This window comes from Aeromonas sp. FDAARGOS 1407, from assembly GCF_019048725.1.
GTDB lineage: Bacteria > Pseudomonadota > Gammaproteobacteria > Enterobacterales > Aeromonadaceae > Aeromonas > Aeromonas enteropelogenes.
Window position 1 is genome coordinate 4,010,230 of the sequence record NZ_CP077399.1, and the last position, 24,493, is coordinate 4,034,722.

The 24,493-nt window shown below is 59.0% G+C and carries 17 protein-coding genes; 5 read left to right on the plus strand and 12 right to left on the minus strand.

Translation table 11 applies throughout. The annotated features are described in order from the left end of the window. Positions 1 to 173: 173 nt before the first annotated feature. Entirely contained in the window at positions 174 to 977 is an 804-nt protein-coding gene (locus I6L37_RS18790) for a siderophore-interacting protein (protein WP_216992650.1), read from the minus strand. Positions 978 to 1,306: 329 nt separating this feature from the next. Between I6L37_RS18790 and I6L37_RS18795 the strand changes: the two genes are divergently transcribed. Further along, positions 1,307 to 2,824 (plus strand): HD domain-containing phosphohydrolase, encoded by a 1,518-nt coding sequence (locus I6L37_RS18795; protein ID WP_216994212.1) that lies wholly within the window; start codon positions 1,307 to 1,309, stop codon positions 2,822 to 2,824. Between the two features lie 96 nt (positions 2,825 to 2,920). On the opposite strand, the gene I6L37_RS18800 is transcribed toward I6L37_RS18795, so the two are convergent. Beyond that, the gene (locus I6L37_RS18800; RefSeq protein WP_216992651.1) at positions 2,921 to 4,171 is read right to left on the minus strand and encodes a TIGR03503 family protein; all 1,251 of its coding nucleotides are present in this window, start codon (positions 4,169 to 4,171) and stop codon (positions 2,921 to 2,923) included. Beyond that, positions 4,168 to 4,902 carry a DNA polymerase III subunit epsilon gene (gene dnaQ, locus I6L37_RS18805; protein ID WP_216992652.1) on the minus strand — a complete coding sequence of 245 codons (735 nt, stop codon included), beginning with the start codon at positions 4,900 to 4,902 and terminating at the stop codon, positions 4,168 to 4,170. The genes I6L37_RS18800 and dnaQ overlap by 4 nt, the downstream gene beginning before the upstream one ends. A 75-nt stretch (positions 4,903 to 4,977) precedes the next feature. Here dnaQ and rnhA point away from each other — a divergent pair, with 75 nt between their 5' ends. Continuing rightward, entirely contained in the window at positions 4,978 to 5,442 is a 465-nt protein-coding gene (gene rnhA / locus I6L37_RS18810) for a ribonuclease HI (protein ID WP_042069971.1), read from the plus strand. On the opposite strand, the gene I6L37_RS18815 is transcribed toward rnhA, so the two are convergent. After that, complete coding sequence (locus I6L37_RS18815; protein WP_216992653.1) at positions 5,430 to 6,152, minus strand: methyltransferase domain-containing protein; 723 nt, start codon at positions 6,150 to 6,152, stop codon at positions 5,430 to 5,432. The two genes, rnhA and I6L37_RS18815, sit on opposite strands and share 13 nt — an antisense overlap. A gap of 72 nt (positions 6,153 to 6,224) precedes the next feature. Here I6L37_RS18815 and gloB point away from each other — a divergent pair, with 72 nt between their 5' ends. Next, positions 6,225 to 6,989 carry a hydroxyacylglutathione hydrolase gene (gene gloB / locus I6L37_RS18820; protein ID WP_216992654.1) on the plus strand — a complete coding sequence of 255 codons (765 nt, stop codon included), beginning with the start codon at positions 6,225 to 6,227 and terminating at the stop codon, positions 6,987 to 6,989. A gap of 70 nt (positions 6,990 to 7,059) precedes the next feature. Further along, positions 7,060 to 8,616, plus strand: coding sequence for a LysM peptidoglycan-binding domain-containing protein (locus tag I6L37_RS18825; protein ID WP_216992655.1), 1,557 nt, complete (start codon positions 7,060 to 7,062; stop codon positions 8,614 to 8,616). 79 nt (positions 8,617 to 8,695) lie between these two features. Here the strand turns inward: I6L37_RS18825 and astE are convergent, their stop codons facing one another. Beyond that, positions 8,696 to 9,721: a succinylglutamate desuccinylase gene (gene astE / locus I6L37_RS18830; protein ID WP_216992656.1), complete on the minus strand. Its 1,026-nt coding sequence runs from the start codon at positions 9,719 to 9,721 to the stop codon at positions 8,696 to 8,698. Between the two features lie 253 nt (positions 9,722 to 9,974). Beyond that, on the minus strand, positions 9,975 to 10,184 hold the full coding sequence (locus I6L37_RS18835; protein WP_026458132.1) for a DUF1127 domain-containing protein: 210 nt from the start codon (positions 10,182 to 10,184) through the stop codon (positions 9,975 to 9,977). 513 nt (positions 10,185 to 10,697) lie between these two features. Here I6L37_RS18835 and I6L37_RS18840 point away from each other — a divergent pair. Then, complete coding sequence (locus I6L37_RS18840) at positions 10,698 to 11,591, plus strand: DNA replication terminus site-binding protein (RefSeq protein ID WP_201941043.1); 894 nt, start codon at positions 10,698 to 10,700, stop codon at positions 11,589 to 11,591. An 88-nt stretch (positions 11,592 to 11,679) separates the two neighbouring features. Here the strand turns inward: I6L37_RS18840 and I6L37_RS18845 are convergent, their stop codons facing one another. The 6 genes from I6L37_RS18845 to I6L37_RS18870 all read right to left on the minus strand — a co-directional run bounded on the left by I6L37_RS18845 (position 11,680) and on the right by I6L37_RS18870 (position 24,484). Continuing rightward, the gene (locus tag I6L37_RS18845; RefSeq protein WP_216992657.1) at positions 11,680 to 15,495 is read right to left on the minus strand and encodes a DEAD/DEAH box helicase; all 3,816 of its coding nucleotides are present in this window, start codon (positions 15,493 to 15,495) and stop codon (positions 11,680 to 11,682) included. Positions 15,496 to 15,928: 433 nt separating this feature from the next. Then, positions 15,929 to 17,296 (minus strand): tetratricopeptide repeat protein, encoded by a 1,368-nt coding sequence (locus tag I6L37_RS18850; RefSeq protein ID WP_216992658.1) that lies wholly within the window; start codon positions 17,294 to 17,296, stop codon positions 15,929 to 15,931. A gap of 234 nt (positions 17,297 to 17,530) precedes the next feature. Then, a complete protein-coding gene (locus tag I6L37_RS18855; protein WP_216992659.1) occupies positions 17,531 to 18,514 on the minus strand; it encodes a tetratricopeptide repeat protein in 984 nt (327 codons plus the stop codon). Further along, positions 18,511 to 21,618 carry a hypothetical protein gene (locus tag I6L37_RS18860; RefSeq protein WP_216992660.1) on the minus strand — a complete coding sequence of 1,036 codons (3,108 nt, stop codon included), beginning with the start codon at positions 21,616 to 21,618 and terminating at the stop codon, positions 18,511 to 18,513. The genes I6L37_RS18855 and I6L37_RS18860 overlap by 4 nt, the downstream gene beginning before the upstream one ends. Further along, positions 21,612 to 22,421, minus strand: a complete 810-nt coding sequence (locus I6L37_RS18865) for a DUF4123 domain-containing protein (protein ID WP_216992661.1) — start codon at positions 22,419 to 22,421, stop codon at positions 21,612 to 21,614. The genes I6L37_RS18860 and I6L37_RS18865 overlap by 7 nt, the downstream gene beginning before the upstream one ends. Next, positions 22,397 to 24,484 (minus strand): type VI secretion system tip protein VgrG, encoded by a 2,088-nt coding sequence (locus I6L37_RS18870; protein WP_367948770.1) that lies wholly within the window; start codon positions 24,482 to 24,484, stop codon positions 22,397 to 22,399. The genes I6L37_RS18865 and I6L37_RS18870 overlap by 25 nt, the downstream gene beginning before the upstream one ends. Between the last annotated feature and the right edge of the window lie 9 nt (positions 24,485 to 24,493).

Sequence of the window (24,493 nt, forward strand, 5' to 3'; positions counted from 1 at the left end):
CCCATGCTTCTTCGCCCTGATATCAGTCGGCTCGGGCAGAAAACAGCCTGGCCATCCAGGGCGGTTCCTTCTCTATATGAAGGCGCCGTACCGACCGATTTCGGAACGGCGCAATACTAAATGCAAATCATTTTTATTTGCAAGAAATGAATCGGGTATTCTTTCGCGTCCGCTTAATTATCCATCACTTCGTGACGCGCCTGATGGTAAGCCTCCTCGCTCTTGCCTCTGCGCCAGTAAGGCACCGCATAAATGGCCTGGCGATCGACCCCCAGAGTTCCGCGTACATGGCGACGCAGCGGCAACACCAGCGCCTCTTCCCCTGCCAGCCAGAAGAAGCCTCCTTCCCGTTCAAGGGGCAAGCCCATGACATGCTCCAGCAGGCCGCTTGCTTCAGGCTCGCCGACAAACCAGTGGCAACGCACCCCGCTGGGCAGGGAAAGCGGCAGGGCGTCGGCCTGATCGGGTACCAGAATGGCGATCTCCCCTCTGGCATCGGCAGGCATCACTTCGCACATCGCCATGATGGCAGGCAAGGCGGTCAGATCCCCCACCAGACAGTAGTGATCTGCCGCTGGCAGCATGGGATTGGGGCCACCGGGCGCAGAGAGGATCGCCTTGTCCCCCGGTTTGGCCTGACAGGCAAAGGCGCTGGCAGGCCCGTCATCACCGTGCAGCACGAAGTCGATGTCGAGCTCCAGGGACTCGCGGCGAAAGGCTCGCAATGTGTAGGTGCGGATGATGGGCTTGTCTGCCGGCTGCGGCCAGCGCGGACCGTTTGGCGTCATGGTCGGCAGCACGGGCTCTGCCTGGTTGGGCTGTGCCAGCATCACCTTGATGTGGGCACCGCCGCAGGTGTAGGGGTAGTCGGCCAGCTCACTGCCGGTAAAACAGATCCGGCGCAGATTGGGGGTAATTTGGGTAACGGCTTTGACACTCAACAGACGGGGACGGTTGGGAGGCAGAGTTGGGGACACAGATGAATTCCTCTTACAGTAGATTACCCATGCTACACGCAAACAAGAATCAGTATCAAATACGATTTATTCCCGTTTCATCGGTTTGTATCAGGAGTGTGCCATCATAGTCACTGGAACCAGGCTCGCGGCGCCATGACGAAGGGGGATTTCCCCCTGCTAGCCGGCCCCTGTTCATGGCTGTACGGCGGTTTTGAGAGAGCCTGGGCAGGTCGCCATGCCACGGCGCCCGACCACAGTTTTTCGCGATCAAATTTTATTTCTCAATAAGTTTCCTATCCTTAGTGAAGCAGTTAATGTAAGCACAAGATGCCAAACAGGATTGTATGATGGATGACCAGATCCTGATTATTGATGATGACGATATCGTCCTTCCCGATAGCCAACAGGCTGGCTGGAAGGTGATGATCGTGGATGATGAGCCCGAAGTTCATCGCATCACCAAGATCACCCTGAACAAATTCGAGTTTGACAATCGTCCCATCGAGTTTCTGCATGCCTACTCCGCTGCCGAGGCCAAACAGCTGCTCGCCACAACACCTGATGTCGCCCTGCTGCTGCTGGATGTGGTGATGGAGTTCGATCATGCCGGCCTGGATGTAGTGAAGTTTGTTCGCGACGAGCTGCAAAACAAGATGGTGCGCATCGTGCTGCGTACCGGGCAACCCGGCCAGGCCCCGGAAGATGACGTGGTCACCAACTACGACATCAACGACTACAAGGACAAAACCGAGCTTACCTCCCAGAAGCTTCGTACCCTGCTGCGTGCCAGCCTGCGTTCCTATCGGGATATCCGCACTCTGGAGAGCAATCGCCAGGGGCTGGAAAAGGTCATCGAGGCCTCCAAGGGGATCTTTGAAAAGCGGGCCCTGCGCCAGTTTGTCGAAGGGGCACAGGCCCAGCTGACGGCCCTGCTTCATCTGGGAGAAACCCAGATCTATGATCTCAAGCAGTCGGCCTATGAAGTGCGGGATCAGATACTCGAACCCCTGCTGCCCGGCTTGCCCCCGCTGCGATTGAGTGACGCCCCCGAGATATTGCGCCAGGCCATGGCCAGCCGAGCCAACGTCTACGCCCCGGAGCAGATGGTGCTTTACTGCCAGAATCCGCGCCACCATCTGCTGTTTCATATCGAGACCTTTCGCCAGCTCAGCCAGATGGACACGGGTCTGCTCACCCTGTTCACCGAAAACATCATAGTGGCGTTGGAGAATATCCGGCTCAACGAGGTGATCGCCGACAACCAGCGGGAGATCATCTATCGCATCGGTGAACTGGTCGAGACCCGCTCAAAGGAGTCGGGACTACATGTCAAACGGGTCGCGCTCTATACCGAATTGTTCTGCCTGCTGCTTGGCATGAGCGAGGAGCAGAGCGAGCTTATCAAGCGCGCATCGCCCCTGCATGACATAGGCAAAGTGGGGATCCCGGACTCCATCCTGCACAAACCGGGCAAGTTGACCCCGGAGGAGTGGGAGATCATGAAAACCCACGCCCAGCTCGGTCAGGACATGCTCTCCGGCAGCGATCTGGCGCTGTTCCAGATTGGGGCCACTATCGCCGGCAACCACCATGAAAAATGGAATGGCAGCGGCTACCCCCGCGGTCTGACAGGGGAGAATATTCCGCTGGAGGGGCGCATCGTGGCTCTCGCCGACGTGTTCGATGCTCTCGGCTCGGATCGCTGCTACAAGAAGGCGTGGCCACTGGACAAGGTGCTGGCCCTGATAGAAGAGGAGAAAGGGGAGCATTTCGATCCCAGCCTGGTCGAGCTGATGATGGCCAATCTGGACAAGTTCCTCGGGATCCGCGAGCAGTACAAGGATGTCTATATCGGCGAGCACTAGCCGTCCCCTTCCCACATTGGCCTGCGACAGACACAGCAAGGTGCCAGATAAAAAAACCGCCCATGGAGGGCGGTTTTTTTATCCCGATGGCCTGTGTCACTGCTCCGGCAAGTTGAGATCCAGCTTGGTACTCGTGTCAGCGGACTCCGGACTCTTAGCCTGTACTGCCGCCAGCGCCCGCTTCAGGGCCCGGCGTTTTTGCAACACCACAAACCCGACTCCACCGAGCACCAGCAGCAACACGCCTCCCCCGACCAGCACCCAGACCAGCCAGCCCATCTCCTCTTCCTGCGGCGCTTCAACGGGCTGCGCGCTGGAGACGACAGGCGCCACCTCAACCGGCGGGGGCGGAGGGAATATGTTGAAACTCTTGCCGGGCAACAGGATCTTCACTTCGCGCCCCAGCAAGTTGGTGCCATAGAGCGTGGCTTGTACCTCGTACTGCCCTGGGTCCTTGATCATCGACAGGTCGATATTCAGCCTTGGGGCGGCCCCCGTCTGGCTAAAGGGATAACTTCCCCCCTCTTTGCTCGTCACCTTGCCCTGGATCACCACGGAGGCCGGATCCAGTTCATCCCGATCGATGAGGAATGCCATCTTGGCCCCTTGCACGTCAGAAGGCGGCTCCAGGTTATAACTGAACGGATAGGGGTAGAGCAGCATATCCTGATAACGGGCACGTTCAAACACTTGATTACCCGTGCTGAACATGGCGCGGTACTTGCCCGTCGGGATATCTTCCAAGACCGCTTCGGCGGTCATGACCCCATCCCCCGGCTCCTCGTCAAGCCCCTTGCCATCGTCATGATACTGGCCGAGCACCTTGTCCAGCACCACCTCCTGTTGCTTGTCATCGCTGTACGACTGCAACCTGACGGTCATCCCCAGCTCGGAGAGATAGTAGTTGTCTGCAGGCTGCTCCCCCGCTATCTGCAACCAGGATTTGAGCTTGATCACCTCTCCCTGATAGAGCTGCATCGGCAGCGCCTCGATATCCAGCTTGATATCGGAGAGGATGCGCACCCGGTTGTCCGGATCCACTTCCCCTATCGCCTGCCAGGGACCCGGCATGGGATTGCGCAGGGTGATGAGATCATATTCTGGCAACGCCAGCCAACCCACATCGGCAGGCTTGACCCGGCCCACATAAAGCTTGCTGCCATCGGGTCGCACCAGGATCACCGACGGGGTGCCCGCCTTGCGCTTGATGATGAAGGTGATCTCCTTCACCCCGTAGTCGATGCGAAAGCGGTTATCCAGCAAGGGGATGTCGGAAGGCGCAAACACCTCGGTCGCCGCCGCCCCCAGCGAACAGAGCAACAGGAGAGAAGCCAACCACCTGCTCATTGCCGCCACAGACAGCTTCCTCCCTTCTTTTGCACCAGATCCAGCCTCGCCTCGTGCAGCGCCTGCACCTCGGCGCTGGCCCGCACCACTTTCAAAGCAGGACGATGGCTCTCAAGCCGGCGAATGCTGGTGTCCTGGCTGCTCTCGCTCTCGCTGCTTTCGCTCGCCAGATTCAACTTGGTCTGGCCACCCGTCATCAACAGGTAGACGTCCGCCAGGATCTCCGCATCGAGCAAGGCCCCGTGCAGGGTCCGGTGGGAGTTGTCTATGCCGTAGCGATCACAGAGCACATCCAGGTTGTTGCGCTTGCCCGGGAAGAGGTCCCGCGCCATCGCCAGAGTATCCGTGATGCTGCAGATATCGGCGGTCTTGAAATCGAGTCCAAGCTTGCTGAACTCGTAGTCCATGAAGCTGACGTCAAACGGTGCGTTGTGGGCGATGAGCTCGGCACCGCGGATAAACTCGATGAACTCGTCGGCGATCTGGTTAAAGGAGGGCTTGTCGGCCAGGAAGGCGTCGGTAATGCCGTGCACTTGCACCGCTTCCGGGTCCACCAGCCGATCCGGCTTGATATAAACGTGGTAATGGTTGCCAGTCAGCTTGCGGTTGATCACCTCCACACAGCCGATTTCGATGATTCGGTGACCCAGATAGACGGGGCCGCCACCTGTGTTCATACCTGTGGTTTCAGTATCCAGAATAATCTGGCGATTCAGTTGGGGTGTGTTCATGATCCAATCTATGTCAAACTTCGGCTTTACCCGCTAGTTTACCCCAAGCCTTCGGCTAAAACAGATTGATTACTCATGTTAAAACAGATTGATTTATTCACGGATGGCTCCTGCCTCGGCAATCCGGGCCCGGGCGGTTACGGTGCCGTCATGGTTTATGGCAAGCATCGCAAAGAGATCAGCGCCGGTTTTCGGCTCACCACCAATAACCGGATGGAGCTGATGGCCGCCATCATGGGCCTGCGCACCCTGAACGAGCCCTGCCAGGTTCGCCTCACCACCGACAGCCAGTATGTGCGCCAGGGGATCACCCAGTGGATCATCGGCTGGAAGAAAAAAGGGTGGATGACGGCCAATCGCCAGCCGGTCAAGAATGTCGACCTGTGGCAGGCGCTGGATGCGGAAGTGAGCCGCCACCAGATCGAGTGGCTCTGGGTCAAAGGGCACTCCGGCCATCCGGAGAACGAACGCTGTGACGAGCTGGCCAGAGAAGCTGCCTGCGGCAAGCAGTTGGCCGAGGATACCGGCTACCAGCCCTGACGCGCCATTCCCGGTGTGGCCAGCGATTTTGGCAACTGCCAGCGGCGTCGCACCGGGATGAGTGGAAAACGCCGCTTGCGGGCGGCAATCACATAGACAGAGGCAAATCCCCGGCAATAATCCCGTCCCAGGCTCTCCCGCCACCAGCTATGCCAGCTTTGTCGCCCCATGAACGAGTAGCCAAAGCGTTCATCGAACATCACCTCGCACCCCAGCAACTGCAGCCAGTCCGTGACCCGTCCCGGGGTAAACATCCGTGCTGACCAAGGCAACTTGCGCCGCGACACCGGCATGTAGTGCCCGATCCCGACCAGACTCAGCGGGTTGTAGCCGCTGACGATCAGCCAGCCATCGTCGGTCAACACCCGTTCGGCTTCGCGCAATACCTGATGGGGATCAGCAGAGAAATCGAGACAGTGGGCCAGCAGACAGGCATCGACGCTGCCGGTACGCACCGGCAAGTCCAGCGGATCGCCGTACATGTCGAGCAGCCGACCTTCGGGGGCGACACCAATTTGGTGGCGAATGGAGGAGCATTTGCAGGAGAGCTCGGCGCTCAGGGCACCTATTTTCAACAGATGATAGCCAAACAGGTTTGGGCACCAGTTGTCGAGCCGCTCCTGAATTTCACCCGCCACCCAGTCCCCCATGGGCAATGCGGACCAGCTGGTCGGGATCTCGATTTGTTGTTCGGTACGTGCCACCTGCATAATAGGGCTCAACTCGGGGTTTCGAACGCCATCCTGTTATATAAGATACCCTCCCTAAAGAGAAGCAGACTCATGTATCCAGTGATCACAGTTCCAGCCTTTAACGACAACTACATCTGGTTGATCCGACACGAAAATCATTGCCTGGTCGTCGACCCGGGCGACGCGGCTCCGGTGCTGGAGCGGCTGGCCGCACTGGAGTTGCAGCTCGATGCCATCTTGCTGACCCATCACCATCACGATCATGTCGGCGGCGTTGGCGAACTGCTCGGCCACTTCCCCCACGCCAAGCTGTATGGGCCCAAACTGGACCCCATGCCGGATCACCACGGCCAATGGCTGGAGGATGGCGATCAGATCAACTGGCATGGTCTCGCCCTTGAGGTGATCCATGTACCCGGCCATACCCGTGGCCACATCGCCTATTACGGCAAAGGTATGCTGTTTTGCGGTGACACCCTCTTCTCCGCTGGTTGTGGTCGCCTGTTCGAAGGGACGGCGGAGCAGATGTATCGCTCGCTAGAGCGGCTCGCCGCCCTGCCCGACGACACCCTCATCTATTGCGCCCATGAGTACACCCTGTCCAACCTGCGCTTTGCCTATGCAGTCGAGCCGGACAACCCGGCGATCCAGCGCCAGATCGGGCTGATCAGCAAACGGCGCCAACAGGGGCTGCCCAGCCTGCCCAGCCGGCTCGGAGACGAAAAGTCATTCAACGTTTTTCTGCGTTGCGAGGCGGACTCGGTAAGATTTTCTGCTGAAAAACACGCTCTAAAATGCGTGGAAAATCCGGTAGATACCTTCACCATCCTGCGCCAATGGAAGGACGTTTTTTGAGCAAACCTTGATCAGGGGGACGTTGCCCCTTATGATGCGGGCTGTTTTTGTTACAAATGACCGGAACGAGATGAAGGTACGAACGGCCTTATTGGCAGCGCTGTTGCTCAGCGGCTGCCAAAACCTGAGCCATCAGGGTGACCGGGCGCTAACGGCAATCGAGCCGCTCAAGTCCCCCCAGGTCAATAAAAAAGCGAATAAAAAACATGCTTCACGTTTCGTTTTCGGCGATGAACAGCTGGACGAAATGGAAGATACGGACAATCTGTGGGTGCGTATCAGCGATGATATGCAACTGGATACCCCGGATAACCCCCGTATCAGGAAGCAACGCGAGTGGTTGCTGCGCAACGACAAGCATCTGGCGACCATTGCCAGCCGGGCTGAACCCTACCTATATCTGATGGTGGAGGAAATAGAACGGCGTGAGCTGCCAATGGAGCTTATTACTGTTCCGATGATCGAGAGCATGTTCAATCCTCGTGCTCGCTCCCGCAGCAATGCGGTCGGTCTGTGGCAGTTTGTGCCCGCCACCGGCCGAAACTTCGGCCTGCGTCACGACAACTGGTATGACGGTCGCCGGGATGTACTGGCGTCCACCAATGCGGCGCTCGACTATCTGGAATATCTGAACCGCTTCTTTGATGGCGACTGGCTGCAAACCCTGGCCGCCTACAATGCCGGTGAAGGGCGGGTTCGCAACGCCATCGTGCGCAACCAGCGTGCCGGTCGCCCGACTGACTACTGGTCCCTCGATCTGCCGCGGGAAACCCAGATGTACGTGCCCAAGATCCTGGCCATGGCAGACATGCTCAGCAATGCGGACAAGTACAACATCAAGTTGCCGGTGCTTGCCAACCAGCCCAAGTTGCGGGTTGTCGAGACTGGCAGCCAGATCGATCTGAACGTGGCTGCCCAGCTGGCAGGCCTGCGCGTCTCCCATCTCAAGGAGGTCAACCCGGCCCTGAGTCGTGGCGTGATGTCCCCCCGTGGCCCCTACCGGCTGCTGGTACCGGTCGAATACGCCGATACTCTGGAGCTGGCGCTGGCGGATCTGCCCAAGAGCGAGCGTATCCGTACCCGCTCCTATCAGGTGGTCAGCGGAGACACACTGTCGCGCATCGCTCAGAACCATGGTGTCAGCGTGAGCGAGCTGAAACTGGCCAACAATCTGCGCAGCAACAACCTGCGCCGTGGCCAGCAGCTGGTGATCCCCCTTGGCGGCAAGGCAGTGGTCAGCAGCCAGGCCACGGTTGCCAGCAAGCCGCAGCAGCTGGCGAGTCGTGGGAGCACGTCGAAGAACAAGGTGAGCTACAAGGTGCGCTCCGGCGATACCCTGTGGAGCATCAGCAAGATCCACGGCGTCTCTCACAACGAGCTGGCCAAGTGGAACGGTCTGAATGCCAAGTCGGCCCTCAAGCCGGGCATGAATCTGGTGGTCTATCCCAAGCAGGGGAAGAGCAACAAGTCGGTGGTCTATCAGGTTCGCCGCGGCGATTCCCTCTCCTCCATCGCGGCCCGCTTCCAGGTGGCCATCAACGATGTGATGCGCTGGAACCAGCTCGACAAGGGGGACTACCTCAAGCCGGGCCAGGAGCTGACCCTGTTTGTGAACAACAACAGCTAAGCGCGACCCACGCCTTGACCCGATACAAAAACGGGGCCAGTCAACTGACTGGCCCCGTTTCTTTTCAATGCGATAGCGACTAGTCCCATAGCCGGGTCGGCACCACCAGCAGCACAGTGCGCTGCCCCACCTCCACGTTGGCATTGGGGAAGACGATGGCCTCGCGCGGCTTCTCGACCGTGTATCTCAGATCACCATCCTCAGCCAGCACGAACCCCTGGGGGAATTCGGTAAAGTTGTCCACGTCGCTGGCGAACAGGAAGCGAAACTGCTCGGATCGCTTGTTGATCACCCGATCGATGGCAAACAGGGTGAAGTCCTCGGCGCGCCAGGGCTCCAGTGCCACCTCGTCCCGGGTCACCAGCTCCTGCAACGCGACCTTGGTCTCGATGAAGCGGGTCATGTCGTTCTCGCCAAACGGGCGCACCTTGCCAAGCTCCACCGTGAAGGCGTGGGCTCCGTGCTGGTGCGAGCTGTAATAGCTGAAAGTGGTGGTGGGGCCACCGGAGAGCAAGATGGTCCTCACTCCGCAGGCCCCGAGAAACTGAACCTGCTCCCGGCAGTGGGGGCGCTCGTGGGGGAAGGGATAGACGGCAAACTTCTCGTGGCGCGAGCCGCGAATGGCGGTGTGCAGATCGTAGTGATAGCGCGGGCGGGCCGGATCGACGAAGAAGCGGCTCACATACTGCTCGAGGCGCATGGCGCGGATCCGCTCCCGGTTGCACAGCCCCTCCCCCTTGCTGTGGGCGCCAGAGAAGAGGCGGTTCATGTTCTCCTCCACCTCCCGCACCCCGAGGTTCATGGCGGCCGGATTGCCAAACAGGAACAGGATCCGGTGACGGGCCTGCAACTCCCCCTCAAGCAATCGGGTCAGCAGCTGGTTGCAGATCTCGATGGGGGCCGTCTCGTTGCCGTGAATGCCACAGGAGAGCACGATATCCTTGCGCCCGCCCGGTTGATCACCGGCCCCGGAGGCGGGCTCGAGGCAGAGCACGCCGGTATCCCAGACACTCACCCTGTCGCCATTGGCCAACGCATAGGAAAAGGGCTCGAGCTGCCACTCATGGCTGCGGGTCAAGGCCAAAAAATCATGCTGGGGAATCATCCATCTCACCCTCTTGGTCTGAAACACTAGGGTGGATTATACGCAAGGCGACGCGGCTTAAAATCCGTTTTTTAAACAAATTCAAACATTAATGATACAAGTTGGCGAACAGGCTGGCGCAGAAACCAATAAGGTCAAGGGCAACCGTTAAAGGGTTGCTGGCGGGGAAAAACAGCGTGGTGCAGCCGCTCGATCACTGGCTGGCAAGGGGAATGGAGATCAGCAGAACAACGAGGCATCCATGCCCGGTCGATTAACCACGCCAGAACGGCTTGGTGGTTTCCTGATAGCGATCGGCTTCGCTCAGACCGATGTCCTTGAGCAGGTACTCGGGCAGCTCGGAGAGCTGGCGACGGCTGCGGCTGCGCTCCAGCCAGGTCAATACGGTCATCTTGGCACGAGCGATCAGGTTCAGCTCGCTGTCGTGGTGATAACCGGCTTGGGTATAGGTCATGTTGGCCATGGTATGGCTCCTCCGGGTTCTGATGTTTGCGCACTGGGCTTGAAGATGATGCGCAAAGCTTAGTCAGGGGCCGGATCCGTCTCAATTGACGAATTTTGATACATAACATTAGCAAAACTAATGGTTAAATGTGCAACGATTTAAATTTAACTCATTGAATATAAAGGATTAATAAAACACGAACAGCAGCCGTATGCTGCCACAGCATATTGTGCTGGGCAGAAGCCCTCTATATATGCAATTCAGCACTCATCCTATGCACTCGCAGCATGCCTCCCCTGCGCCGATCACCTCGTCTTTACAGCATTTTGTTAATTTATTGATCTTTGATTGATCGTTATTTAACCCAATGACACACAAAAGAAACCTGGCTGGCGCCGTCTCTTTCCCATGCATGAGGCCAGCAGCCATCCACGACTTGGCGCCTCGCCGCCATGCTGGTATGGTTATTTATACAGTGGTTTGCCTATCACCGAGCCCGCTCCAGGGCCGGATGCGACAACAGGATCATCGATGGACACCTTTACCCCTACCGCCGCCCTGCGCCAAAAGATGGAGGCGATTGAAGATTCACTGGCCCGGCTGGCCGCGCTGCTGCGCCAGCTCGAACTGAAAGAGGCCCATGTCTACCCCCTGCCCCCGGTCCCGCAGGGGGAAGAGCACGATCCCATTGAGCGGATCGAAGTGGGCTATCTATGTGGAGAGGAGGCGCTCGCCGCCACCCTGGCCGCCTATCAGGATCACAGCGCCCGCCCGGGCTGCTCTACCAAGGCGACTCATCGCCTGCCCGGCTGGCTGCGCTTCCCGGCCGCCACCGCCCCCCTGCTGGCCCCCCTGATTGAGGAGATCAACCGCCACAAGCTCGAGTTCAAGGGGCTGGTGCAGCAGGCGGGCGGGCGGGACGAGAAGTTCGAGCTGGTCCACACCGCTCTGCCCGGCGTCATCACCCTGCAGGTCTATCGCAAGCTGACCCTGCTGGATGGAGAGCTGCAATCATTGGGATTTACCTGGGCCGACAAGCAGACCATCAACCGCCTCAGCCGGGAGCAGGTGCTGGAGATGCTGGAGCGCAGCCGCCGCTACGTGCCGGCCCTCTCCAACAACGAGGAGTGGAGCAAGATGGTGGATCAGGAGGTGTACGACATCCGTCGCCTGCCGGCGGATGCAGAGCTGCGGATCCGCCGCCCGGTCAAGACCCACCCCATGATCAACCTGTTGTGGCAGGCGCGCACGCCCCGCAAGCAGCAGATCAAGGCGAGCCTGCCCCTGCTGCTCTGCGCAGACAGCTCCCCCGCAGTAACCCATCTTGGCCACTACCCGCCCAAGAGCCGACAGGCGCGGCGGGACCGCAAGATTGGCGGGGAGCCCATCATAGAGCGGCTCCACCTCTACCTCTATCAGGGGTAAGCGGCGCCCGACCCTGTGCAGATTGACCAAAGAAAAGAGGGGAGCATCCGCGGATGTTCCCCTCTCTTTTACCCTTGACGGCGCGCTCTTAGCTCATCAGCAGGGCCCGCAGGCTCTCCACATCGAGGCCACGCACCTCGGATTGACCGCTCAGCAGGCCATCGGCCAGCGCCCGCTTCTCGTCGTGCAGGGCGACTATCTTCTCCTCCACCGTCTGCTCGCACACCAGGCGATAGACAGTGACCGGCTGGGTCTGCCCCATCCGGTGCGCCCGATCGCTCGCCTGATCCTCCACCGCCGGATTCCACCAGGGGTCCAGGTGCAGCACGGTATCGGCCTGGGTCAGGTTGAGCCCTGTGCCCCCCGCCTTGAGACTGATGAGAAACAGCGGCACGGACTCGCTGCGAAAACGCAGGATGGAGTCCTGACGGGCCTTGGCCGAGCAGGCTCCATCCAGGTAGCAGTAGTCCCACTCTCGCTGCTCGATCCGCGCGCGCAGCAGGCTCAGCAGATCGACAAACTGGCTGAACACCAGCACCCGGTGGCCGCCGTCGATGGCCTCCTCCAGCAGCGCCATCGCCTCGTCCAGCTTGCTGCTGGTCTGGGACCACTCCGGCATCACCAGCTCGGGGGAGCAGCAGAGTCGGCGCAGCCGGGTCAGACCACTCAACACGTGCATCAGGGCTCGGCCGTCGGCACTTTGCACCTGCTGCACTACCTCGCGCCGGGTCGCCTCGTAGAGCTGGCGCTCCTCGGGAGAGAGGCTGATGTGATGGATGATCTCGGTCTTGTCCGGCAGCTCGGTCAGCACCTCCTGCTTGAGACGCCGCAGGATGAAGGGGCTGATCACCGCCCGCAGCAGCGCCATGTGCTGGGGATCCTTCACCGCCTTGCCAAAGCGGCGCTTGAACTCGCCGAGGCTCCCGAGCAGGCCCGGGTTGATGAAGGTAAACAGGCTCCACAGCTCCCCCAGATGGTTTTCGATGGGGGTGCCGGAAAGGGCGAGACGAAAATCCCCCTCGAGCTGGAACAACAGCTTGGCCCGCTGGGTGCCGGCGTTTTTGATCTGCTGCGCCTCATCCAGCACGATGGAGGGCCAGCGGCGGGATTTGAGCGCCGCCGACAGGCCGCCGAGCATACCGTAGTTGAGCAGGATCACCTGGCCCGCTTTGGCCTCGCGGATCACCCCTTCCCGCTCGGCAGGATTATCGACGGTCACGACCTCCAGCTCGGGGGCGAAGCGGGCCACCTCCTCCTGCCAGTTGGTGACCACAGATTTTGGCACCACCACCAGCGCAGGGCCCAGATGCTGGCGCATGCGCAGCACGATGAGGGCCTGCAACGTCTTGCCAAGACCCATGTCGTCAGCAAGACAGGCGCCGAAGCCGTGATGAGCCAGGGTCGCAAGCCAGCGCACACCATCCTTCTGGTAATCCCGCAGCGCCTCGAGCAGCTCGGCCGGGCACTCGACCTCCTGTTGCCACTCCTGCTGCAGGTTCTGCCAGGCCGCATCCCCTTCGGTGGTGATGACGGAGAGCAGCCGGGTCAGAGGATAGGCCAGCTTGTTGTTGATCCGCTGATCTTCGTCCAGCATGGCCCCCAGCATGGTGAGGCGCTCTACCAGCTTGTCGCTCAGCATCAGGCTGGTCTTCTCGTCGAGCTGAACGGTGCGCTGACCCGGGGTCATCTGGCGCAGGATGAGGCGCAGATCGAGGATCTGGTGCTCATCGAGGGACAAGGCCCCCTCCACCTGGAACCAGTCCTGGCGCCGCTCGATACGAAGACTCAGGGCCGCCTCGTCCAGACTCTTGAGGCGAGCGCTGTCCTGATGCCAATGGATGACCACGCCGTTATCCACCAGCTCGGGCAGGGCGTTGACCAGCGCCAGCGCCTGCTCCCCCTCGAGTCGCCACTCGGTGCCGGGCAGGCCGATGGGCAGGGCGGCGCGAAGCGCTTGGGCCTGCTCCTTCTCGGCCGCCAGATCCCGTTGCCAGTAGCAATACTCCTGGATCCCCTGGCGCACGATGGCCTCCCCCTTGCCAAGAGGTTGGGGGGGCACGTCATCGAAGCGGGTCACCAGCCTGACCGAGAGCTGGCCATCCTGCCAGTCCAGTTGGACCGACGGGATCCCAGGCCAGGGGGCCAGTTCGGCATTGCCCTGCAAACCGGCCACCTGGCTGTGCCAGGGCAGATCCGGGATGGCATCCAGGGTCTGTTGCAGCTCTGCCAGCCCTTCGGCGGGCAGCAGGGGGATGGCCTCGAGGGCCGGCAGGCGATCGAGCAGAGGCTGGGGGGTGAGAATAAGCTGCCACAAGTCCTGCGCCAGCGGCATGATATGGGCCCCGCGCGCGGCAGCGGCCGGGATGAGGCGGGCGCTCATCCCCTGCTCCACCGCCACTATCTGCAGCAGGGGCGCGGTCAGCGCCAGCTGCAGCTTCTGCCCCCTGGCATTGAACAGCCGCGGGTGATTGGCAAGGGGCGCCCACACATCCCGGGGCAAGCGGCTCATCACCCGGGGCAGAGTACGCACCAGCGCCCAGTCGTGCTCATCGAGCAGGGCCGCATACTGGGTGGAGAGCAGGGTGGGATCGACTCGGCGACCGGCAGTCCACTCCCCCTTGGTGCTGAGTTTCTGGATCTTGCACTCGAGCTCGGGGCCGTCGGCGTGGAGCAGCCACACCAGCCGCTCCTGGGGCTTGCGCACCCCGCTAGCGCGCCCCAGCCCCTGCAACCAGTTGAGCCAGTTGGCGGACGCCGCCGTCTTCTCCTCGTCGCTCTCGTCGTCATCCTCATCGCCCTCCTGCAGCTGGCACAGGGGCGCCCCCTTGACCGTCTCCTCCAGCAGCAGGCGCAGCAGATCCTGACAAAAACCCATCAGCCTGTGATGGGGCTCGGCATCCAGCAGGTGGGTGAGATCCCACTTGTGCAGCATGGCCACCTGGGGACTCTGGATGCCGTGGCGAGCCAGGGCGCAGAGATCGAGCCAGAGGTAACCCCAGTGCAACTCCTCCACCGGCAGTTGCAGGGTATCGAACAAGCCGACCGCCTGGCCGTGGCGCTCCCCCGCCCATTGGCTGAGCAGGTCACCCAGCAAGGGGAACTGGCCCGCCAGGCTGCGCTGCCACTTCTTGCGCTGCTCGCTCGCCACCACGGGATCGGCCTGCTGCAACCAGCCCAGCCAGAGCAAGGCGCTGAACGAACGGGGCCACTGCCCGGCCTCATGACTCCCTTGCCACTGGCCAAGGGCGGTCAGCAGGCGCTCACCAAGCGGCCCCTGCGACTCTATGGCCAGCGCCTGCAAGGCGGGCCAGTCGGTGCTCACCCCGTCGTCGTCACCACAGAGCCAGCGCCACTCAGCCTCGAATGCCCGGGCGAGGGGTTGCACCTCGGGGGCGCAGCGATGCAGCTGGCCAGCCAGCGGCCACTGCGCTTCATAAGGAGCATCGAGCAGCAGTTGCAGGGAGAAGTGCTCCAGCAGCAACTGTTGCCAAGCGGGGCTGGAGCCTGCCAGCAGTTGGTAGGCATCCGGCGTGTCGAGCAGGGTCAGCAGTTCGCTGGCCGAGAAGTAGGCCGGAACCTCCCCCGCCTTGCCGCGACACAGCTCGCGCACCAGGGCGTGGGCGAGATCCTGACCGGTCAGGGAGGAGACCTTGTGCCAGTCCGGCGCGGGACAAAACCCGCCACGCACGCCCAGGATCAGCGCCAGCGTTCCCTCGGCCGTCAGGCTCCACTGCTGCTCCCCGCGCAGCCTCACCAGTCCGGCATCTTGCAGCCGGAGTAGGTCGCTAGGCAGGGAGTGACCCAGCCCCAGCTGCTCTTGCAGCAGGCGGGTACTGGCAATGCGCTGCAGTTGCAACGCGGTGAGCAGGGCATAGCTATCCGAAGAGAGAGTGGAAACAGACATCAAGACTCACGGGCAGGTGCAAAAGCGGAATTTTAACGGTAAAGCGCCAACGGCTCGACCCTTGACAACGAAATAACGCAAAAAAAAACGGCCATCCATTGATGACCGTCGAAAGTAACGAAGGAAATAGCTGGATTCACCAGTTACCTCCCACAGCGGGAAAATCGGGAGCGTTAGCCCCTAATTCGTGGTGCCAATGCTAGAGGTTGACGCACGAAAAAGCTTTGAAGCGGATCACAGTTGAAAAGGATTTCTGAAAACGCTTTCACTTTTGACCCGCAAAAATAGCTAAATGGAGCCAGATATATGGGCGTTCTGACACATCAAAAAGACGATGGGATAGCCCCTGCCGGGCCATCCCATCTCTGACGATTCAATCACCGTCCTTCGTGACACAGAATCAAAAACAGTCTGGTCAGGCGCGGCCTTTGGTCTAGCTACCTTGAGCCTCTGTCGTCATCTTCCCGAACCAGTGCTCCGACAATTTTTGAGCCTTTTTGACTTCCGGCTTGGTCATCGCCGCTTCCAGCTCATCCCGTGCCTGCGCCGCCTCGGGCATTCCTTCGGTCGCCGCCAGCGACAACCAGGCATAGGCATGGATCCGGTTGCGCGGCGCACCCAGCCCCTCTTCACGCAGGGCGCCCATGCGGTATTGCGCCATCCGATTGTTCTTCATCGCAGCCAGACGATACTGCTTGAGCGCCAGGGCATAATCTTCCTGGCCCCCCTGGCCCAGACGCAACATCTCCCCATAGGCGTATTGTGCCTGGGTATGCCCCTGCTGTGCGGCCTTGCCATAGCTGGCCCTGGCTTGCTCCAGCTCCCCATGTTCCTGTTGCAACTGAGCCAACTCGAACCAGGCCTTGGTCACGCCCCCTTGTGCCGCCTGAGTCAGCAGCTGGATGCGATCGCCCGGCGCAGTCTGTTGCAAGCTCAGCTGATATTGCGCCTCGTGATTGCCGTGGCCGGCCGCCAGCTCCAGCCAGTAGCGACCAAGGGCCGGATCCGCTGTGACGTGCTCACCCGCCAGATAGGCCATGCCCAGCCAAAGCTCGGCCTCGGCGGAACCGGCATTGGCGGCGCCTTGATAGGCCGCAAACGCGTTGGCAGGCGCAGCCTGCTTCGCCTGCCACAGCAAGGCATCCGGCTGCTGCTGGGCCGCCGCCTTGTCATACCAGCGCTGCGCCAGATCCGGTCGCTTGGCTACCCCCTTGCCCTGCTCATAGCGCAAGCCAAGTTGGTACTGGGCATCGCGGTTGCCAAGATCGGCTGCTTTTTCAAGCCACTTGATGACATCTTCGTCGGCACCGCGCTGCGTGGCATACCACTGACCCAGGACCAGCTGCGCCTCGGCATGATCCCCCTTGGCGGCCTGCTCGAACCAGTCGAGGCACTCGCTCACCAGCTTGCCCTGATGCTGTTCCCGACACGCCAGCCCCAGCTGATAGCTGGCATTGGTATTGCCAAGGCGCGCCGAACGCTGCCACCACAGAGTCGCCTGCGCCGGATCCTTGGGCTCGCCCAATCCGGCCTGATACCACTCCCCTACTTGCCAGGCGGCGCTGGCACGGGTCTGCCGATCAGCAGCCAAAGTACCGCTCTCCCGGGCCACCTGCTGCATCCAGTGCATGGCATTGGGATAATCCGGCTTGGCGGCAAGCCGCTGGGCCAGCTCGTACTGGGCCTTGCCATCCCCCTGCCTTGCGGCCTGGGCGAGTTCGGCCTCAGTGAGTGACGGGGTTGTCGTGCAAGCGGTCAGCCAGCTGGTCGCCAGCGCCAGCCACAAGGTCTTGTGATTCATAGTTCTGCTTTCGTGTAATGGAAGAAAATTGAAGGCAACCCATCATCCTTTATCAGATGTCTCGCGACATGCTCACTCCATCTGATAAGCATAAAGCTGATGTGCCCCCCCTTCTAACAATTAGCCTTGTCAGTCGGGATATCTATCAGACTTGCCTGATAGATATCCCGCCACCATTTATTAAAATCAATTTGGAAACTTTCAATTTCTCATTTATTTCAACACAGCATATGATCAATTAAAAACCAGCCCGTAGGTGCGCACCTGATGGTTTTTCATCCACTCTTCGGCCCATGCTATGGCCTGCTCTTTTTCTGCCTTAGTCAACTTTTTATCGAGTTCTTTGAAACGACTATATGGCGAAGAGTATTCGTCATTATCATCTGGATTATATTGCCGCAGGATATAGTTAAGGGCGTAGGCTTTTACGGGGTCTTGATACTGCTCAGGAAGCGGCATAAGCGAACTAACATGCCCCATTAAAATAGAACCCGCCATGGCCAGGCTATTTTCATTGCCCGTGGCTATCGCCTTATCAAACCATTCCAGCATCCCTTTAAAGTCACCATCATCGTAGGCAAATCTAGCCATCTTCTCCATGGCCCTAGGGTTGCCATGATTGGCTGCTTGCTCTGTCCAATAATAAACGGCTTTTTTACGAGAGCCGGGGATTAAATACCAACCACAACCATCTCTTATTGCTGAGGCCAACTGACTCATGGCATCGGCATCACCCAACTTTGCCGCCTTTTCCATCCATTCACAATAGCCACTTTCGCTACCTTTGGCCCCCTGAATAAAGGCATAGGTCTTGATTGCATAAATATCGCCCTGTTCTGCCTGAGACTTGGCAATATCGGTCACTCTCTGCCGCCAATCTGTATGTTCTTTTACTGAACCTAAATCGCTGTTCAAAATAGGTCCACTACCAAGATTGGAAAGCGCCAACATACCGCATAAACCATTAAGTTTGGCGGCCCTCTCAAAATATTGATTAGCCTTTTCTGAAACAATCAATGAAGTACCCTGATAAGCACGCGCAATCGTGCAAAGCGCTTCAACATTGCCTGCATCTGCAGCTTCCAGCATTGCACTCCACCCCTCTTTTTTACCTTGTTCCCAAGGGATAACTGCTTGGTCATATAGACTCTGAGCGGACTCTTGGTTGGCCAAAACCGACGTTGTTAACAACAGGGCACTTAAAAATACAGCTCTCATTTCGGTTTACTCCAGCCTGTGCGCACTACTTTTGGATAATCTTGACCACTCTGTTCCATAATTGGAGTGGCAAATTCATAGCCGCGATTTAGCAGCGCCTGACGGGCAAGCCGATAGCGAACCAGCTCATCTTTCAAGGCCTGCTGATCCATCGCTGCCTGATTCATAAAGTTATCCAACTCCTTGATATTGCTCTGATAGGCGGCGATTTTATCGCTTACGGTCAGCGAATGCATCCGAACAACTGCCTCGGTAAATTTATGCCGATTGCGCTGCAGAGCAGTGGCATTATCCTTACGATTTAACCACACCAGTAGACGGGCAATAGTGATCTGTTGAAGCGAATGGACCTGCTGCTCATCCAGCCTGACATTTAATCTATCCATAAATAATCTTGATGGCCTTGCCACCATAGTTTCCAGCAAGGAGCCCAACGCCTCCGGTAGCAACTGCTCGGCCCAGGCCTGCAGCTTGGACTCCAGCTCCAGGGCTTCGCCCGGTGAGAGGGCTCCTACGTTGGCCGCCGGATTATCACTACGGGGCAACCGATGACCTGAGAGGGTCCAAGCGATCAGCCCTGCATTTTTACTCTGATTCAGTTGGCCATAGACCTTATCGACAAAGTCCTTGCCGGTGGCCACCACCTGCCCCATCTCCAACCCGAGTACCAAAGCAAGCTGGCTGGCCTTGGAGAGTCTCTGGTAACTCTCGTCATCGGCAAACAAGTCAACCCGCTCATACTGGCAGTCGCGTAGCAGTTGTTGGAACATGGCCACCACATAACCGGCTCCCTGCCAATCCAGCTCGAACTCCAGATAGGCCTTGGCCGAAGCCGCGCCACCGAAGCAACCAGCACGAATGCCGAGACGCAGCCATTTGCCACGCCAGCTCACCACAATCGGCGACTCGAATGATTTCTTGATCTCGGCTCTCAGGCCTGTAGTTGCCTTGCAGAGCTGCAACGGCAGACGTGCCTCATCGGCAATGGCTAACTGTTGGCAAGTCACTGCCGAAGGTCGCCAATGAAGTGCACCGCTGACGCTGGTGCCCACTTCAACACCAATTTCTCCTTCGAACTTTCCTTTCTCTTCGACCTTGCTAACCCAATCGACCCCACTCAGGCTCACTCCCCCCAGGGTGTGATTGAGGCTGATCTCGCGCCCTGCCGACATCATGGCCCCCGCTTTGCCCCATGCCTTGGCATGCAGCAGCAGTGACCAGGCCCCCAGATTGAAATCGTAGAGCTTGCCACTGCGTTGTCCCTTCACCTTGACCTTCAGCTCGGTCGGCGCCGGGGGCAGCTTCACTCGGAATAGATCTATCTCGCCGCGCAGGGGGTAATACTCCGCATCCACAGAGACAGATGCGACCGCACGTTGAGCGACCTTGTTATCTGTAGCCTCCCCCCCCGCCAGCGAACGTGAGGTAGAGAGCGAAGAGGAGGTGCCCGTCACCTCGGTATTGCCCACATTCAGGGTCAGGGCCTCATGCTCCACTCCCGCCTTGCTGCTCAACTTGCCAGACCAGGTGGAATAACTCATCAACCGCATCAGCTGGGCCTGGGGACTCTCATCCAACAGCCCGGTCGGGCTCTTTCCTTCCAGGCGCAGCAACATGGTGGAAAGGTGTTTCTCGAAGCGGGAACGGTTCGATTGCAAAGACTCGACTTTCCAGTCACGCTTCTCCAGCGCCTCTTCCACCTTTTCAAAGCGCAGGATACCGCTCTCCTTGATAAACCAGCTGGACTCAAAAGGGAGACAGACGATACCGTCTTGCTCCAGCAGGGAGAGCAGCACTGGATCCTTATCCAGCTTGAGCAGATTGCCCCCTCGATCTGTCTGTTCCACCGGCAGTTGCCACAGGCTGAAATAGGAGAAACGTTCGTCAGAGAGAGCCGCCGAGCAGATCTCCCGCAATGGGTAATCCCCCTTGGTCAGTGCATCCATGGGTTGGGGTTCATACTCACCTTCCCAAGCTAATACTCGGGGAGGAACAAGGCGGGATGCCGCTTGCTGGGCCTGTTGCTGAATAGTGGCGGCATGTTGCTCGGCCCGCTCAATGGCTGCCAACGCGGGCTTGAATACTTCGCGCGGGGGCTTGGGGGTCTGCTCGTTTTTTGTCGAGGCATACCCACTGCCCAAGGCAGTCAAGAACGCCTCTATGGTACGTTTAAGTTCAGCCTCCGCTTCCGCCTTTTCTTTCAAATAGGCGAACCAGTTGGCATAGCAACTGGCCCCGTCGACACAACCACTCTGCCCGGTCAGCGCCCATTCGGGCACTGCAATCCCCAGCACAGCCAGTTCTGCAATGACGGCCACGAGTGCATTCAGGCTTTTTTCCATTTGCGCCAGCCGCTGCCGTTTCTCTTCGAAATGGCTGGGGGCCGGCCATACCAGATTCATGCTCTGCTCTTGCATCAGGACCTGGATCTGCTGGAGCTCCTTTCGCAGGGCTTCTATCTGGTCGGCAGGTGGGGAGGTATCGACAAAGGCGGCCCGGGCTTTCTTGTAGCGAGCAAGCAGAGATTTAATCTTTGACTGACGAGGGTCGTAGAAGCGCCCGGCTGCATCGACTTCATATTTCTGCTCTTTCGCCTGCTTTATCGCTTGCTCTTTAAGTGCCTTCATACGTATGGCCATCCGTTCTTTTTCATTCACGGCCATCACAAAATCGATAGGAACTTGATAACAGTCGGGATCATCGGCAAGAAACTGCATTTTATGCTGAAGTTGCTGCCACTCGGCCTTTTGCTCCGGGGTAAAAAAATGAGTGAACGATGGGCTGACCATCAGGCTGTCGAGCTGGATATCCTGCAGTGACAAGGCTGCCAGCTTGTTGCTGGCCTTGAGTACCTTGCTCTCGAAAATCTGTACGGCCTGCTTGATTTTCTTGAAGGCTTTCTCGGGAACCAGCCAGAAACAGTTGCTGCCGCTGACATAGAAGATGTCTTTAAACTCTTTGGGCTGACAGGGGTGAGCAGCCTTGGCAAAAGAGTCGGCTGGAATAGCCTCTACAGGCTGGGCGCACTCCAGGACTATCGGCTCGTTGCAAAGACGGGTGTCAACCAACACATTGACAGGAGAAGTGAAAGAGCTCATCAGCACACTGCCTTTTCGATAACAAGAGGTTCGTTTAATAACTCGGCCAACGCTTCGTCAGGATCTGACCGCGACACGAGATCCCCAGTCAAACCGGGCCAAATAGCCGGCAAATTATCTAGCTGCCTGGCCAACGCCTGATACCAGGGATACCATTCCCAATGCTCGGTCAGTCCCCCTTTGATCACCTGCATGGTACAGAGCGCCAACCAGGCATGATGAACAAATGACTGTGGGGGAAGCAGGTAAAGCAGACGGACGAACATGGCGTGCTCCTCAAGCTCTGGCGTGATGCGAGGCGCCATATCGTTTCCGGTTGTTGAGGATGAAAAGACGCGCCACCCCGCTTTGCCCCAGTCAGGCAACCACCATTGGTCCACCCCTCGCCCCAATGCCGAGCACATCTTGCTCAACCACAGAGCTGCCAAGATGGCGGGATCGTAGAAGCGAAGATAACTCTCCCCCGCCCCATCAGGCACAGTCAAAAAGGCCCGAAAGTGCGTCGCCAATTCAACCAGCGAGAGATCGCTGCGCAACCCCACTCCGGCACATCTCTGACTGGTTTCGGATATCAGTTGTTCGCGAGCAGACTCGTCCGCCGGCAACAGCACAAGCAAAGGAGACGCATCCAACAGAGGCTGGTGATGTGTCGTGGCAAAAAGCAGGGCAAACTCGGGGCGTTCAAGGCACTCATAGAGAAATTTCTGGATATCGAGCCAGCGTCCTTGATCAATCAGCAAGTGTGTCATCTGTCCGCACTCTTGCCAGAGGATGCCCTCTTCATTCAGGCGTTGCCATTCGATTTGCACGGGCAATCTCCTCGACCACAACTACCATCGCTTTTTTTGCCACACATAGGGATGGACACAACTCCCGCCTTGGCAGAAGTCAGTAACGCCTTGGTCATCTCGGGTTCTGGAGGGGCCAGATATGGCGCAACCTCGACCCCCATAGGTAAACCAGGCATCTTCCCCCCCCAACCGGAGCCGGAGCCGGGGCTGCCGCCCGAGTTCATCTTGATGGAGCCACCGGAGAGGGTGACGCCGCTTGGGTCGATTTTGACAAAACTGCCCCCCACCTTGAGGGTCAGCTCGGCGCCTGCCTCCATTACTATCTTCATGCCCGCCTTGTGGTGTACTTCGCTGCCCGCCTCAACCAGCAGGGATTGCCCCAGCTTCTGATGCATGCTGGCATCCACCGTGAGCGAATGGTCCGCCTTGATATGGTCCCGCTTCTCACCTTCTACCGTCAGGTGGTCGTTGGCCTTGATACGGGTCACCCGCTCGTTGTCGATATCCCGATGCTCATCGTGCTTGATATGCCAGGCAGCATCATTTTCGATGAGTACGTTCAGGTCTTTCTGACCGTGGATGTAAATCTCTTCCTGCCCCGCCTGGTCTTCAAAACGCAGCTCGTTGAACCCCTCCCCCTGGTGGGTCTCGGTGCGCAGCACGGTGCGGGTCTTGTTGGCCGGTAGCTCATAGGGTGGCCGGTTGGTGGCGTGGTAGGTGCGCCCGGTGACGATGGGCTGGTCCGGGTCTCCTTCCAGAAATGAGACGATGACCTCATGGCCGATACGCGGAATGGCCATCATGCCGTACTGACCACCGGCCCAGCCCTGGCTCACCCGCACCCAGCAGGAGCTCTGGTCATTGGAGCTGCCATATCTGTCCCAGGGGAACTGCAGCTTGACCCGGCCGTGTTCGTCGCAGTAAATCTCTTCCCCTTCCGGGCCCACCACCATGGCAATCTGCGGGCCATCCACCATGGGTTTGTGCGGCGCTTGCGGGCTGCCAATACGGGCCCGCCAGGTGCTGCTCGCCTTCACCACGCCAAATTCGTTGTGGTAGACGGTCTGGCCGCTGCCCCCCTCCTCTTCCAGCGCCTGCGGCTGCTGGCCGGTGTGACGGATATGGACGATTTGCCAATCGCTGTTGAGGCTGGCATTCGGGTGTTCGGTCAGGGAGAAATACTGCCCCGGCAGCAGGGCCGCACTGTTGGATTTGCCTTGGCCTGTTACGGCGTCATTGCGCAGCGCATCGAGTCTATGTTGGGCAAACGCCTTGCCGCTCGGGTCCTGCTTGTAGCGGCCCGGGTAGTCGAAGTACTGGTAGTTCTGGCGCTGATGCTCGAGTTCGGCCCCCAGCTTCTTGTGGGAAAGCCCATAGGCCGGGGTCTTGAAGCTGTAGTCTTTGAGCTCTACATCCGAGGTGCGTACCGCCTCGCGATAGTGGAACTGGCGCACGTAGGGGCCTTGCTCCAGCGAACGGTTGCCGAGGTTAAAGAAAAGCTCGGGACCGGCAGTCAGGGCCGCCGCGTCGTCGGCAAACACGAGACGGTGTTTGCCTTGCTCAAACTCAAAGAAGTAGAACATCCCCTCTTCGGCGGCAAGGCGATTGAGGAAGTCGAGGTCGGTCTCGCGATACTGGACACAATACTCGCGCTGGGCATGTTCATTTTTGAGGGCAAAGGCATAGTCGGTAATGCCGTGCTCCTGCAACAGGATGCTGAGGATTTCGTCGGGCTTTTGCGCCTGGAAGATACGCGAGTTGTGGCGAAGCCCCAGTCGCCACAGCGCCGGTTGCACCAGCAGTTGATAGCGGGTGCGACGAAAACCGCTATCCCCCAGGGCAAAATCACTGACCACCCCGCATACCCGGCGCTGCAGCTCGCCGTTATACCACACCAGCAACTCGCACGGCTGATCCAGTACGGCGGCAAAATCGATGTCCGACTGGGGGCTTGCCAACTCAAGGCGCAGCTGGAACGGGCCGTTCAGCCCTTCTTCCAGGGCAAACTCGGCCACCACGAAGGTTCCCTCGGGCAGCGCCCCCACCTTGACGGTAAATTGTAATCCTGTGCTGTCTGCCATCACGGGCTC